Annotated in this window: 13 protein-coding genes; 7 read left to right on the forward strand and 6 right to left on the reverse strand. The window is 69.5% G+C overall.

Features of this window, described 5'->3' with window-relative positions; genetic code table 11:
* Window positions 1–5: 5 nt before the first annotated feature.
* On the reverse strand, window positions 6–413 hold the full coding sequence (gene fliJ / locus AO398_RS17835) for a flagellar export protein FliJ (RefSeq protein WP_058193439.1): 408 nt from the start codon (window positions 411–413) through the stop codon (window positions 6–8).
* A gap of 149 nt (window positions 414–562) precedes the next feature.
* Window positions 563–1,915, reverse strand: a complete 1,353-nt coding sequence (fliI, locus tag AO398_RS17840) for a flagellar protein export ATPase FliI (protein ID WP_058193440.1) — start codon at window positions 1,913–1,915, stop codon at window positions 563–565.
* 421 nt (window positions 1,916–2,336) lie between these two features.
* On the opposite strand from fliI, the gene AO398_RS17845 reads away from it, so the two are divergent.
* The gene (locus tag AO398_RS17845; RefSeq protein WP_007566477.1) at window positions 2,337–3,038 is read left to right on the forward strand and encodes a response regulator transcription factor CtrA; all 702 of its coding nucleotides are present in this window, start codon (window positions 2,337–2,339) and stop codon (window positions 3,036–3,038) included.
* Window positions 3,039–3,110: 72 nt separating this feature from the next.
* Here AO398_RS17845 and AO398_RS17850 read toward each other — a convergent pair whose 3' ends face one another.
* Window positions 3,111–3,881, reverse strand: coding sequence for a trypsin-like serine protease (locus tag AO398_RS17850; RefSeq protein ID WP_082643326.1), 771 nt, complete (start codon window positions 3,879–3,881; stop codon window positions 3,111–3,113).
* A 94-nt stretch (window positions 3,882–3,975) separates the two neighbouring features.
* Window positions 3,976–5,361: a cysteine--tRNA ligase gene (gene cysS, locus AO398_RS17855; protein WP_058193498.1), complete on the reverse strand. Its 1,386-nt coding sequence runs from the start codon at window positions 5,359–5,361 to the stop codon at window positions 3,976–3,978.
* Between the two features lie 309 nt (window positions 5,362–5,670).
* Here cysS and AO398_RS17860 point away from each other — a divergent pair, with 309 nt between their 5' ends.
* Window positions 5,671–6,018 carry a hypothetical protein gene (locus AO398_RS17860; protein ID WP_058193441.1) on the forward strand — a complete coding sequence of 116 codons (348 nt, stop codon included), beginning with the start codon at window positions 5,671–5,673 and terminating at the stop codon, window positions 6,016–6,018.
* 11 nt (window positions 6,019–6,029) lie between these two features.
* On the opposite strand, the gene AO398_RS17865 is transcribed toward AO398_RS17860, so the two are convergent.
* The gene (locus AO398_RS17865; protein ID WP_058193442.1) at window positions 6,030–6,545 is read right to left on the reverse strand and encodes a CreA family protein; all 516 of its coding nucleotides are present in this window, start codon (window positions 6,543–6,545) and stop codon (window positions 6,030–6,032) included.
* 158 nt (window positions 6,546–6,703) lie between these two features.
* Here AO398_RS17865 and AO398_RS17870 point away from each other — a divergent pair, with 158 nt between their 5' ends.
* Together AO398_RS17870 and AO398_RS17875 are read left to right on the forward strand one after the other, a co-directional pair.
* A complete protein-coding gene (locus AO398_RS17870; RefSeq protein WP_058193499.1) occupies window positions 6,704–7,756 on the forward strand; it encodes a DUF2865 domain-containing protein in 1,053 nt (350 codons plus the stop codon).
* A gap of 77 nt (window positions 7,757–7,833) precedes the next feature.
* Window positions 7,834–9,900, forward strand: a complete 2,067-nt coding sequence (locus AO398_RS17875; protein ID WP_058193443.1) for an OmpA family protein — start codon at window positions 7,834–7,836, stop codon at window positions 9,898–9,900.
* Between the two features lie 9 nt (window positions 9,901–9,909).
* Here the strand turns inward: AO398_RS17875 and AO398_RS17880 are convergent, their stop codons facing one another.
* Window positions 9,910–11,091 carry an MFS transporter gene (locus AO398_RS17880; protein WP_244498817.1) on the reverse strand — a complete coding sequence of 394 codons (1,182 nt, stop codon included), beginning with the start codon at window positions 11,089–11,091 and terminating at the stop codon, window positions 9,910–9,912.
* 136 nt (window positions 11,092–11,227) lie between these two features.
* Here AO398_RS17880 and AO398_RS17885 point away from each other — a divergent pair, with 136 nt between their 5' ends.
* From AO398_RS17885 to AO398_RS17895, 3 genes are all read left to right on the forward strand, one after another.
* On the forward strand, window positions 11,228–11,824 hold the full coding sequence (locus AO398_RS17885; RefSeq protein ID WP_058193444.1) for a TetR/AcrR family transcriptional regulator: 597 nt from the start codon (window positions 11,228–11,230) through the stop codon (window positions 11,822–11,824).
* Window positions 11,825–11,967: 143 nt separating this feature from the next.
* The gene (locus tag AO398_RS17890) at window positions 11,968–13,176 is read left to right on the forward strand and encodes an MFS transporter (protein ID WP_058193501.1); all 1,209 of its coding nucleotides are present in this window, start codon (window positions 11,968–11,970) and stop codon (window positions 13,174–13,176) included.
* A 15-nt stretch (window positions 13,177–13,191) separates the two neighbouring features.
* Entirely contained in the window at window positions 13,192–13,959 is a 768-nt protein-coding gene (locus AO398_RS17895; RefSeq protein WP_058193445.1) for a class I SAM-dependent methyltransferase, read from the forward strand.
* The last annotated feature ends 173 nt before the right edge of the window (window positions 13,960–14,132 follow it).

Raw genomic sequence — 14,132 nt, forward strand, 5'->3', positions numbered from 1 at the left:
GACCGTCAGCCGCGGGCGCGGTTAAGACCGATGCCATCCATGGCGGCTTGGTCCCGGATCGCGTCGGCGGCGCGCTCGGCGGTGCGCTCGCGATCGTTCAGGATCTCGACCTTCTTGAGTTCCTCGAACGCCTCGCCGAGCTCAGCCTTGGCCTCTGCCAGCTGGCCTTCCAGTGCCTGAGCGGACTGGCGCATGTTGTCCCGGCGGCCGGCGCCGGCGCGTGCGTAGGTCGGATAGGCGAAATGCCCGACATCGGTGATGCCCGCGCGGGCTTCCTCGACGGCGACCTCCCGGTCGAGTTCCACCGCCATGCGCTGGAAGTCGGCCATCATCATTTCGATCTGGGTCACACGCCGCCGCTTCTCATCAACCTGGAAGCGACGCAGCCGGATCAGCGTGTCACGCGATTTCATTGGGACGCTCACTCCACGCAACGCTTGGGGCCGCGTCGAGGACCATGCCCGACCCGTGCCCTAAGCAGGTTCGCAACGGCGAACCTGCCCAGACCCTCGTATCGCATCACTCAATGCACCCAAGCGGTTACCGCTTCGCTGCACGATGCCTAGGCCCCGCCGACGATCTGGCTGAGCCGTGCGTAACCATCGCCGATGGACGTTGCTTCTTCCTTACCCTGCCCCAGAAAAGCCTCAAGATCCGGCATGAGCGCCACGGCCTCGTCGACCTCCTGGGACGAGCCTGCCCGGTAGGCGCCGAGCCGGATCAACTCCTCCATGTCGGCATAGGTGGAGAGCACCCGGCGGGCTGGGCGGACCACCGGGAGGTAGGCCGGGTCGCAGGAGCGCGGCATGGTCCGGGAGACCGAGCGCAGGACGTTGATCGCCGGATAGCGCCCGCGCTCGGCGATCGCCCGCTCCATGACGATGTGACCGTCGAGGATACCGCGGACCGCATCGGCCACCGGCTCATTGTGATCGTCACCCTCAACCAGCACGGTGAAGAGGGCCGAGATCGTACCGAGGCCGACGCCGGGGCCAGCCCGCTCCAGCAGGCGCGGCAATTCGGAGAAGACGGTCGGCGTATAGCCCTTGGCGGTGGGCGGCTCGCCGGCGGCCAATCCGATGTCGCGCTGGGCCATGGCGAAGCGGGTGATCGAATCGATCATGCACAGGACCTTCGCGCCCTGATCGCGGAAATGCTCGGCCACCGAGAGGGTCACGTAGGCGGCGTTGCGGCGCATGAGCGCCGGCTCGTCCGAGGTCGCCACCACCACCACAGAGCGGGCGAGGCCGGCGGCACCGAGATCGTCCTGCAGGAACTCCTGGACCTCGCGGCCGCGCTCGCCCACGAGGCCGATCACCGCCACGTCGGCCGCGGTGTAGCGGGCGAGCATCGACAGCAGCACCGACTTGCCGACGCCGGAACCGGCGAAGATCCCCATCCGCTGCCCGGCACACATGGTCAGGAAGGTGTTGATGCACCGGACCCCGAGATCCAGCGGTCCGCCGACGCGGGCGCGGGCATGGGCGGGGGGCGGGTCCGCGCGGAGCGAATAGATGTCCGGGCCTTGCGGCAGCGGCCCGAGCCCGTCGACCGGCCGGCCCAACGCATCGATCACCCGGCCGAGCCAGGCGTTCGTCGGACGGATCGCCCCCGCCGATTCGTCGCGCACATAGGCCGGGCAGCCCCGGCGGACGCCCTCCAGGGAGCCGAACGGCATGGCCAGCGCCCGGTCGCCCTGAAAGCCGATGATCTCGCACGGCACCAGCCCGAGGCCGTTGGCGCCCTCCACGTCGATCCGGCCACCGAGCCGCATGGCGGCCACGGGACCGGCGACCTCGACCAGCAGGCCGCGGATCGCCACCACACGGCCGAACGTTTCAAGCACCTCGATGCGATCGAGGGCGGCCTGGGCCGCTGCGAGGTTGGTAACGGACCTTGCCGGATCCTGTGTCATCCGCCTCGCTCTCAACGCTTCGTTTACCGGCCTCCTTAACACTGCGGTCATCGGGCTCGTAGCGGCTCGGTCCGGGCTCCGGCGGCTTTTAACGCTTCACGAAGTCGTCGGGTTGTGGCCGGAGGGTCACAGCCCGGACCGGGTTGTTACGGGGGAGGCACTTACGCCCAAGCGCGTGGGCGGACCGGTCGTAAACGGAACGGAATCACGGCCCCGGGCGGGGGTGGAGGGACCCAGTTCCTCCCGTCAAGCTCGCCGGCCGGTGCACGAGACGCTTGCGGGTGGGAATCAGGTTTTGTTAACGATTAATCCATAGCGTTCCACGTCAAGAGCGACGGAGCGCCCGTCCACAGGCCGGTGGCGGGTGATCGGTGGGGACGTGTCTGCGCGCTGATGCGGCCGGCGGGGCTGGGGACGGACGATGCGTGTACTTCTGATCGAGGACGATAGCGCGACCGCGCAGAGCATCGAGTTGATGCTCAAGTCCGAGAACTTCAACACCTATACCACCGACCTGGGCGAAGAGGGGATCGACCTCGGCAAGCTCTACGATTACGACATCATCCTCCTGGATCTGAACCTGCCCGACATGTCGGGCTACGAGGTGCTCCGCAACCTGCGCGTGGCCAAGGTGAAGACCCCGATCCTGATCCTCTCCGGCATGGCCGGGATCGAGGACAAGGTGAAAGGCCTCGGCTTCGGCGCCGACGACTACCTCACCAAGCCGTTCCACAAGGACGAGTTGGTCGCTCGCATCCACGCCATCGTGCGCCGGTCGAAGGGCCACGCCCAGTCGGTGATCACCACCGGCGACCTGATCGTGAACCTCGATCAGAAGACCGTCGAGGTTGGCGGCGCTCGCGTCCACCTGACCGGCAAGGAGTACCAGATGCTGGAACTTCTCTCGCTCCGGAAGGGCACGACGCTCACCAAGGAGATGTTCCTCAACCATCTCTACGGCGGCATGGACGAGCCCGAGTTGAAGATCATCGACGTGTTCATCTGCAAGCTGCGCAAGAAGCTCGCCAACGCCAGCCAGGGCAAGAACTACATCGAGACCGTCTGGGGCCGCGGCTACGTGCTGCGCGAGCCGATGGACGCCGAGGAGCGGATGGCGGTCTGATCCGACCGGGTCATCGCCATCTTCGAAAAACCCCGTGCGGCTTGGCCGCGCGGGGTTTTCGCTATCCAGGCCTCAGCGGACCCCGGTCGCGGAAAAGACCTGGGCTGCCGGCGCGACCACGACGTAGCCGCCGCACGGGGCGGTTCGGGTGATCACGGCGCTGGCGACGCCCCAGACATAGGTCCCGCCCCGATCCTGCCCGCGGACGGGACCGCCGGAATCCCCGAAGCAGATCCGGGCGCCGTTCGCCCGGGCGATGGTCAGGCCGGTGTTGCTCGCCGCCACGGGGGTCAGGCTCGCGGTGCGCAGGCGCCCGACGCCGCGCCCGGACAGACCGGCTCCGGCGATCCGAAGGCTCTTCGGGACCCGGCGGGGATCAGCCGCCAGCGGAACCGGGCGCCGGTCGCGCACCGGCTCGGTGAGACGCAGGACCGCGAGGTCGAGGGACAGGTCGGCCAGCCTCACGTCGGGGGCCGCGTTCGGCAGCATTTCGCCGGGATCGGGGCTGAAGCGGGCGGCGACCCGCGCCCCGTAGACCGGCCGCGCCGGCTCGGTGCCGCGGAAGAACACCACCAGCGCGCCGAGCGGATCGCCGTTCACGCAATGCGCCGCCGTGAGTACGAGATCCGGCGCGATCAGGATGCCGGTGCAGCGGGTGAGCTTCAGCGCCTCCTCGGGCTGGGTGATCGTCCCGATGGCGACGGTGGCCTGCGCCAGCGCATCCCGCCCCGCTGGCGCCCCGCCGTCGATGGCAGCGGCTGGCCCGGCCAGACCGAGCCCGATGATCGCTGAGCCTGCAGCGGCGAGCAGTTTCGTTTCGATGGTCCTGCCTGTTGTGGTCACGCGCGAACCTTACTGCCCCGAGTCCCACAACCACAGATGCGGCACAGCGCCGACGACGCAAGCGGGCGAGAGGACGCGGTCCGCGGGAGGCTCCTTAGCGCGCCACCGTCCAGGTGCTGGTCCCGTCCTTGTTGTCCTTCACGGACACGCCCATCGCGGCGAGCGCGTCGCGGGCCCGGTCCGAGGAGGCCCAGTCCTTCGCGGCCCGGGCGGCCCGGCGTTCGGCGATCAACGCCTCGACGGCGGCGACGTCGATCCCGGCCGCGGCGACCTGGTCCTGCTCGCGATCGCTGCGGGTGCGCGCGAGCAGGCCGAACAGGTTCGCGCCGGCCCGCAGGGCGGACGCCGCGTCGGCGAGACCGTGCAGCGCGTTGATCGCCGCCGGCGTATTGAGGTCGTCGCAGAGCGCGTCGATCACTGAATCGGGCGCCGCCTCGTCGGCCGGCGCATCCCCGGCGGCGTTGTACCAGCGGTCAAGCACGCGGCTTGATTCCTCGAGCCCGCGCAGGGTCCAGTCGATCGGCTGCCGGTAGTGCGTCTTCAGCATGGTCAGGCGCACGACCTCGCCGGGCCAGTCCTTCAGCACGTCGCGGATGGTGATGAAGTTGCCGAGCGATTTCGACATCTTCTCCCCCTCCACCTGAAGGAAGCCATTGTGCAGCCAGACATTGGCCATCACCGGCGTCCCGAAGCAGCAGCGCGATTGCGCCACCTCGTTCTCGTGGTGGGGGAAGATCAGGTCGATGCCGCCGGCATGGATGTCGAAGGTTTTTCCGAGGTGCTTGGCCGACATCGCGGAGCACTCGATATGCCAGCCCGGTCGCCCCGGCTCGGCGATGCCAGCGGGGGACGGCCAGGACGGCTCCCCGGGTTTGGAGGGCTTCCACAGCACGAAGTCGAGGGGCGAGCGCTTGTAGGGGGCGACCTCCACCCGGGCGCCGGCCTCCATCTCGTCGAGGGGACGCTTCGAGAGGAGGCCGTAATCGGGCATGGCCGGCACGTCGAACAGGACGTGCCCCTCGGCCACGTAGGCATGCCCGCCGGCGACCAGCGCGTCGATCATCGCACGCATTTCGGCGATGTGATCGGTGGCCCGGGGCTCGATGAAGCGGGGCGGCGCGCCTGGCACATTCACGTCTCCGGGGCTCAGGACGCCCAGATCGCGCAGGTCTCGGTGGAACTGCTCCAGCGTGCCGTCGGTGAGCTCGCGGATGGTGATGCCGCGCTCGGCCGCCCGGGCGTTGATCTTGTCATCGACGTCGGTGACGTTGCGAGCGTAGGTGACGTGCGCCGGTCCATAGAGGTGGCGCAGAAGCCGAAATAGCAGGTCGAAGACGATGATCGGGCGCGCGTTGCCGATATGGGCCGCGTCGTAGACGGTCGGGCCGCAGGCATACATCCGCACCTGGGCGGGATCGATCGGCGCGAACGCCTCCTTGGCGCCGCTAAGCGTGTTGTAGAGCCGCAACATCGGCGCCATGAAACCCATCCCCTTCCGGCACCGCAGCCGCATCTCGGCGCCGCGCCGTCGCCGGAAAACCGGCCCTGCCTTCAACGACCTGCGGGCTCTGCGAAGCGAAGAGCGGCCGAACCGTGGCGTCTCACGCCGTGCCGCGGCGGCCCGCTGTTGCACTGCGGCGACGGTGCCGCCCGCCCGATGGGGCTAACGCAAAAGCGTGAGGAATTCGAGATGGTCCTCGCACGTGCGGGGTAAGCCTTCCTTAACCGCGCCGTCGGACCGTCCGGCCCAAGCTCATCACACGCAAGATACTGTGCCCAAGGATAGTCCATGCGACGCAAGGCTGCCGGTTACTTCGTCATCGCCGCTTCCCTGACCACGGCCTGCCTGGCGCAGGTCGCGTTCGCCGGCAGCGACGGCGAGACGCCCGCGAAGGCCCCGAGCCATGTCGAGAAGACGTTCCTGATCCCGTCGAGCGACGGCTACGGCGTCGGCGATTGCCTGACGACCCCCGGCAGCGAGTGCGGCCAGGTGGTCGCCAATGCCTGGTGCGAAGCTCAGGGCTACGCCACCGCCAACACTTTCGGGATCGCAGCCGCCGACGAGTATACCGGCGCCATCGCGCAGCCGATCGCGACCCCGACCGAGCGCCCGATCCGCATCACCTGCCGGGACTGACGCAGAGCGCGTCAGCCCTTGACGAAATCCGAGCATTTCGGTGCCGGCTCGGTGCCCCAGGGCGCCAGCGGCACCGCCGAGGTCGAGTTCTTCGGCGATCCTTGGATGACCTTGTCCGAGTAGACCATGTAGATCAGTGTATTGCGCTGGGCATCACAGCCGCGCACGATCTGCATCGACTTGAAGATCAAAGAACGCCGCTCGCTGAAGACAACCTCGCCCTGGCCCAGCTTGCCCTTAAAGGCGATCGGGCCGGTTTGGCGGCAGGCGAGCGAGATATCGGAGACGTCTTCGGCCAAGCCGAGCGTCCCCTTGATGCCCCCCTTCTCAGGCTGTGTGTACCAGCAGGCGACCCCCGACACGGAAGGGTCGTCAATGCCGTAGACGACGAGCTTGTCGTTGGGGGTCAGCGGCCGCCAGACCGTTGATTTGGAAAAGATTCGGTCCGGCTCCTGGGCCGTTGCCGGTCCGGCTGCGGCCAGGCCTAGGGCAAACAGCCCGACACAAGTGAGACTCCGAAACCACATCACGGGTCAATTCCCTGCCCAAGCACGCGACCCCGATGTAGGAGGGCTGTCGCCGCCTTACGAGGGGGCGTACACTTAAGCTGCTTCGGTCCCACCGCACGGGCAGGACGCGCTCGACCAGCGGGATTAGAGTATTTCCGATCAACGCGATGCAGCAGATGCTTGACCGCCCGATCGTCCGTTCGCTCGGCCGCCTCTTCTTGAGTGCAGCGCTGGCATGCGGTCTGTCCCTAAACCTCGAAACTGCCTGGGCACAAGATGCTCCGGCCAGTCAGCCCGCTGCCGGCGAGGCGAGGCCCGGCGGCCCGCAGCTGCCGTCGGCCGCCTGCCGACGCTATCGGGCCGAACTCGCATCTGTCCAGAACGGCGCCAGCACCACCCGGGCGCTCAACGACGAGATCGGGCGGCTGGAGGCCTATTTCCGTGGGCTGAACTGCGAGGGCGGCAAGTTCCTGTTCTTCGACACCCGCCCGCCCCAGTGCGGCGCCGTCGAGCAGCGCATCCGGGCGCTGAAGGCCACCTATAGCGGTGCGGTGTTCGACGACAGCGGCGCCCGCAAGCGCGAACTGCAGGGGCTGGTCACGGCTAATTGCCCCACCCGGGAAACCTATGCGGCCACGGGCGAAAGCTACGCCAAGGGCGGCCCGCAGATGGTCTGTGTGCGGACCTGCGATGGCGGCTTCTTTCCGATGCGCAACCTGCCCGAGGGGCGCAGCGGCGCCGACGAGATGTGCCAGGCGCTCTGCCCCGGCACCGAGGCGCAGGCCTATGCGATGCCATACGGCGACGAGGCGCTGAAGCACGCCGCCTCGGTCAAGGGCAGCCGCGCCTATGTGAGCCTCGCCAACGCGTTCAAGTTCCGCAAGGAATTCGTGCCGAACTGTTCCTGCAAGCCTCAGAACCAGACCTGGGCGCAGTCCCTGGTGAAGGCCGAGAGCATGCTGGTGCGGCACAAGGGCGATATCTTCGTCACGCCGATGCAGGCGGAGGCGCTGTCGCGTCCGAAAGTGCGCCTGACCCTGGTCGGCCGGGCCGACCGCACCGCGGCCGAGCTCGCCGCAGATGCCGCCGGACGTGCCGGGGTCGAGATGTCGACGGGCACGGCAGACAAGGCCGGTGAGACCACCGCGGCCGGCGCCAAGCCCGACCATGTCGCAGTGCGGATCATCGCCCCGGACATGATCGCGGTGCCCCAGCGCCTGACACCCTGACGGAGTCTTGAGCGGCCGGGACGGAACCATAGGCCGCATACGGGGTTCGGGTCGGCTCGATCCGATACGAGGCCCCGATGCGGCTGCTGCGACTGATCCTTCTCACCGGCACGGTGCTCCCAGGCTTGGCCCTGGTGCAGCCCGCCGGCGCATCCTCGGACCGGATGGTCCTGGCCCAAGGCGGTCCCGACGAACGCGGTCCGCGCGGGGGCGGCGAGCCGCCCCATGGTGGCCCGCATCCGGAACGTCCGCCGCAGGAGCGCCCCGGACCGCCTCCGGGTCCGCCACCTGCCGCGCGCGAGCGGCCCGAGCCACGGCCGGAGCGCGCTCCGCCATCCCGTGAACGTCCCGAGCCGCCGGCCCAGCGGCAACCCCAGGCCGAACCGTCCCAGCGGGAACGTCCCCCCGAGCGCCGGCCGGAGCCGCCAGCGCCGCGCCCGCCCGCTCAAGAGCGTCGCCAGGATCGTCAGCCGGACAGTCAGGAACGCGCGGCCCCCGAGCGTCCCGCGCCGGAGCAGCGACGCGCCCCCGATCGCCCCGGGACCGAGCGGGGTAATCCCGACCGGCAGCCCGTGCAGCGCGATCCGTCCCCCACCCAGAGGGCGGCGCCTGACAATCCCGCGCAGCCGCAGCGCGGCCCCGATCCCGACCGCCGCGCACCGGATCAGGAGCGGTCGGCGCCCGACGCCTCCACCCAGCCGCCGCGCGGGCCGGATCGGAATCGCCGCGGCCCAGAGCAGGAACGCGCAGCGCCCGGCGGCCCACCGGCCTCACCGGGGCAACGCCGCGATGCCCTTCCCGACCGCGAGCCGGCGACCCCGCGTCCAGGCGGGCCGGGTGCATCGCCGCCGCCCAACGCCGCGCCTGGCGTGCCGGGCCGGCCAGTTCAACGACCGGAGGGGCAGCCGGGCGCGGAGCCCAGCCGCCCCGTTCCACCCAACATGGCACCCGGGGTTCCGGGCCGGCCGGTCCAACGCTTGGACGGTCAACCGGGCGCCCAGGCGCAGCCCGGCGCGGAACCGGGTCGTCCGGTGCCACCCAACATGGCGCCGGGGGTGCCGGGACGTCCCGTTCAGCCGCCAGGGCCGCCGCCCGGCGCCGACGCTCCGCCTCCGCCGCCCGGCGCGCAGCCGGGTCAATCGCCCGCCGGGGGACCGGGCGGGCGCGGCGCGTTCAACACGCCGGGGCAGCCCGGATACGTCCCGGGCGGCTTCCGCGCAGACGACGACGTGCGCGACTACGATCAGGTCCGCCGCGACCGGCGCGAGTTCAGCGAGGGCGGCCGGACCTATTATCGAGAGCCCGGCCGGATCATCGTCCGCGACCGCGACGGCTACCTGATCCGCCACGACGAGAACGAGCGGTTCCGGGACCTCGACCCGCGCGGCTTCCGCTCGGAGCGGCGCGGGGCGGATTACTACAGCTTCATCGACCGGCCGGGCGGCGAGCAGATCGTCACCGTGACGGACGATGACGGCCGGATGCTGCGCCGCTACCGCCGCTTCCGCGACGGCCGCGAGGTGGTGATCATCGACAACAGCTACGCAGGTCCGCCGCGCCCGATCTACGACGACGTGGTCGTCCTGCCGCCGCCCGACATCCGCATCCCCCGCGACCGCTACGTGGTGGAGTACGATCAGGCGGACGAGGGCGCGGTCTACGAAGCACTGACGGCCCCGCCGGTGGTGGCCGTGGACCGCCGCTACACCCTGGATCAGGTCCGCTACAGCCCGGACCTGCGCGCCCGGATGCGCTCGGTGGACATCGACACGATCACCTTCGATACGGCCTCGTTCACGGTCACGCCGGACCAGGCCGCCCGGCTGTCGGTGATCGCGGGCGCGATCAACCGGGCGATCCGCGCCAACCCGCAGGAGGTCTTTCTGATCGAGGGCTACACTGACGCGGTCGGGTCCGACATCGACAACCTGTCCCTCTCGGACCGCCGGGCGCAGTCGGTGGCGACGGTGCTCACCCAGCAGTTCCAGGTCCCGCCGGAGAACCTCACCACCCAGGGCTATGGCGAGCAGTACCTGAAGGTGAACACGCAGAACGCCGCCCGGGAGAACCGCCGCGTCACGGTCCGGCGGATCACGCCGCTGCTGCAGCAGGGGACGGCGCAGGGCGCGCCGCCGCCGCGCTGAACGGGTCCGTCACGCCGTTAGGTCCCGCGCCCGGCGCGGGGCTAGGCTGAGCAGGCCCAGCCCCGCGAGGCCCGCACCGATCCAGAGCGGGGCCGCCAAGCCGTAACCCCGGTCGGTCGCGAGGCCGCCGAGCCAGGTGCCGAAGGCGAGACCGGCCGTAATCGCCGAGGCGTGCAGGCTGTTCACCAGCGAGCCGGGATGGGCGACCCGCATCACCCGAGCGACCATGGCCGGGTTGAGCGACACACCGGTGAGGCCGATGACCAGGAACGCGGCAACGCTGACCACCGCGTCGGTCGGGAAGGCCGCGAAACTCGCCAGAGCGGCGCCGAGGATAACCAGGCCGATGGCCAGGACGGGGATCGTGTGGCGATCGGCCAGCCGGCCGATGACGAGATTGCCGATCACCGTCGCGAGACCGTAGGCGGCGAGCACGATCGGGATCAGCCGCGGCGCCAGCCCGATGACCTCGGTGAAGATGGCCGTGACGTAGCTAAAGGCCGCGAAGGTCGCCCCGATGATCAGCCCGCTGGTCGCGTAGGCTGCCCAGAGGCGGCGGTTGTTGAGGCCGGCCAGGCCGGACGCCAGGTCGACCTGCGTGCTGCGGTTGGGCCTCGGGATCGTCGATCCGACGACGGCGAGGCACAGGGCCGTCAGTCCGACCACGAGCCAGAAACTGGTGCGCCAGCCGAACAGGTCGTTGATCAGCACCGCAGCGGGCACGCCGATGATCGGGGCGATCGTCAGCCCGGCTAGGACCAGGGAGGCGGCGCGGCCGCGAAGGTCGGCTCGGACCGATTCGGCGCAGAGTGTCAGACCGATCCCGAAGCAGGCGGCGCTGGTGATGCCCTGGAGGGTGCGGGCGAGCGCCATCACCGCGTAGCTCGGCGCCAGGGCGGCCAGGGTGCTTCCGATGAGGAACACGGCCAACAGCCACAGCAGCGCGTGCTTGTTGGGCACGCCGAGCCGCAGCAGCAGGGCGATCACCAGTGGACCGCCGAGGGTCATGCCGAGGGCGAACAGCGCGATCAGGTTGCCGATCTCGCCGACCGAGACCGCGAAGGCCGCTGCCAGCGACGGCATCAGCCCGGCGACCATGAACTCCGCCGTGGTGATCACGAAGATTGTCGCGCTCAGGAGATAGACCCAGGGCGGCACAGTGGCGGCGCCGGGCTCGACGGCGCCCGTCACGTCCCGTGATTCGACTGTTGTCTCCGCTGCCCGCATCATCGGCCCCCATTTCTGTAAACTCGACTACAGAATGGGTAGGCAAGCTTGCCCCGGACGGTCAAGCCATTCTATAAATTCCGCTACAGAAAGGTGTGCGATGGCTTCCGCACGAGGACGGCCGCGCGGCTTCGACCGCGACCAGGCCCTGGAGCGCCTGATGCAGGTGTTCTGGGCCAGGGGCTACGAGGGCGCGCAACTCAACGACCTGACGGCCGCGATCGGCGTGAAGCCGCCGAGTTTCTACGCGGCCTTCGGCTCGAAGGAGGACGCGTTCCGCGAGGCGATCGACCTGTACATCGCCACGATCGGCTCGGCGCCGATGCGCGCGCTCGAAGAAGCAGCGACAGTCAGGGACGGCCTTCGCGCGATGCTGGAAAGCAGCGTCGCGGTTGCACTGTCTGCGAAGCCCGGGGGCTGCCTGCTGATCCTCGGCGTCGTCAATTGCCTGCCGGCAAACGAGGCGGTGCGCGCACATCTATTGAACGCCCGACGCAAGACCGTCGAACTGGTCGCGGCCACGATCCGCCGCGGCGTCGTAGACGGCGAGTTGCCCGTGGACACCGACATTCCCCGTCTGGCCGCCTTCTTTCACGGGATCATGCAGGCGATCTCGTTCCAGGCGCGGGACGGGGCGACGCGGGCCGATCTGTACGCACTGATCGAGCCGGCGTTGCGCGTCCTCGATCCATGCTGATCCGTCGGCGGGGCACAGACGTTCCGCCGACGATTGACGTTCGTTACCGCGCGCCTCACCACCGAACGAGGCCTTCGAGGGCGCTTCATCCCGAAAGCCGGCAACCACCTTTCGGGATGATGCTTTTGCAACGCGGGACGGTGATGGCGAGCGAAGGCAACGGGCGGCTGATCCGGTCGGGTACGCCGGTCTTCCGTCGGACGGCTCTGGCGCTGGCCGCCGCGGGGTTCTCGACCTTCGCGGTGCTCTACGCCGTGCAGCCGCTGCTGCCGATCTTTTCGGATGAATTCGGTGTCTCGCCGGCCGAGAGCAGCCTTGCGCTGTCCCTGCCCTGCGGGCTGCTGGCCGTGGCCCTGCTGGTGGTGAGCCCACTCTCGGAGATCTGGGGTCGCAAGCCGGTGATGCTGGCTTCCCTGTTCGCCTCGGCTTTGCTCACCATCGTGGCTGCCCTGATGCCGAGCTGGCACGGCTTCCTGGTGCTACGGGCGCTGTCCGGGTTGACCGCGAGCGGTCTGCCCGCGGTGGCGATGGCCTATCTCGCGGAAGAGATGGACGGGCAGGCGATCGGGTTGTCGATGGGGCTCCTGGTCGGCGGCAACGCGCTGGGGGGCATGTCCGGCCGGTTGATCAGCGGCGTGATGGCCGACCATGTGAATTGGCGATTCGGTCTCGCCACGATCGGCGCGTTGGCGCTGGTTGCCGCCCTAGCGTTCTGGCGCGGGCTGCCTCCCGCACGGAACTTCGTGCCACGCCGGATGGCCTGGCGGGACGTGCCGGGCAGCTTCGGCCACCACTTCCACGATCCTGGACTGCCCTGGCTCTTCGCCGAAGCATTTCTGCTGATGGGCGGCTTCGTCTGCATCTACAACTATATCGGCTTCCGCCTTCTCGATCCGCCGTTCTCGCTGAGCCAGACGGTGATCGGCCTGATCTTCTCCGTCTACATCGCCGGCATGGTAAGCAGCCCACTGGCTGGCGAGCTGGCGAGCCGCTTCGGGCGGCGACGGATGCTGTGGCTCGCCACGGGGCTCGGGCTCGCCGGGATCCTGATGACGGCGGCCGACAACATCCTGCTGATCGTCGGCGGCGTCGTGGTGGTGACGATCGGCTTCTTCGGGGCGCATTCGGTGGCGAGCAGCTGGGTGGGGCCCCGGGCGGTGCGCGACCGGGCGCAGGCCTCGTCGATCTATCTGTGCCTGTACTATCTCGGCTCGTCCGTGCTCGGCACCGCGGGCGGCTGGTTCTTCGCGCATTCCGGCTGGACCGGCGTGGTGCTGTTCGTGGGAGCCCTCTACGGTCTGGCACTCGCCATCGCGATTCGGCTGTCGCGGCTGGCGCCGCTGACGACCTGAGCGGAGGAAAGACTTATGAGCGCGCGCGACCATTCCGGCCATGTCGTCGACCAGTTCGGCGCGCAGGCGGCAGCCTACGTGACGAGCGCGGTCCACGCCGCCGGTGCCGACCTCGACCGGATCGGGGCGCTGGTCCGCGGGCTGCCGGACGCGCGCGTGCTCGATCTCGGCTGCGGCGGCGGGCACGTCGCCTTCGCCGCAGCGGACGCCGGCGCCGCGGTCACGGCCTACGACCTCTCGGACGAGATGCTGGCGGCGGTGACCGTCGAGGCCGGACGGCGCGGCCTCGACCGGATCGACACACGCCAGGGCGCCGCCGAGGCCCTGCCCTTCCCGGATGCGGCTTTCGACGCGGTGTTGACCCGCTACAGCGCTCACCATTGGCGCGACGTCCCGGCCGCCCTCGCGGAGGCGCGGCGGGTTCTGAAGCCGGGGGGCCTGCTGGTGGTTTGCGATATCGTCGCCCCCGAAGAACCGCTGCTCGACACGCATCTGCAGGCGGTGGAGCTGCTGCGCGACCCCTCCCACGTGCGTGACTACCGCGTCTCGGAATGGCGCCGCATGCTGGAGACGGCCGGTTTCGTCCCCGGCGACACTGCCGCGTACCGGCCGCGTATGGAGTTCGCGAGCTGGATCGCCCGGATGCGGACACCGGAGGTCAACACAGCGGCGATCCGCGCCCTCCAGGCCGCGGCGCCGGTCGAAGTGACCGCACATTTCATGATCGAGGCCGATGGCAGCTTTCTGCTTGATTCCGTGCTGATCGAGGCCCGCGCGCTGTGAAGCGCCGTGCCTGAAGCGTCGTCAGAGGTTTGGCCGTCGAATGGTCCAGGCCCGGGCCCCGAGCGACGTCGCGCGTGATCCGTCAGGAGACCGAGAGGGCGAACGCCGTCACCCGAGACGAGAGGTTGGAGACCGAGGGGACGCGAGATCGCCGCCTGGCCCTTCGAGGTGGT

Source organism: Methylobacterium sp. GXS13 (assembly GCF_001455965.1).
Classification (GTDB): domain Bacteria; phylum Pseudomonadota; class Alphaproteobacteria; order Rhizobiales; family Beijerinckiaceae; genus Methylobacterium.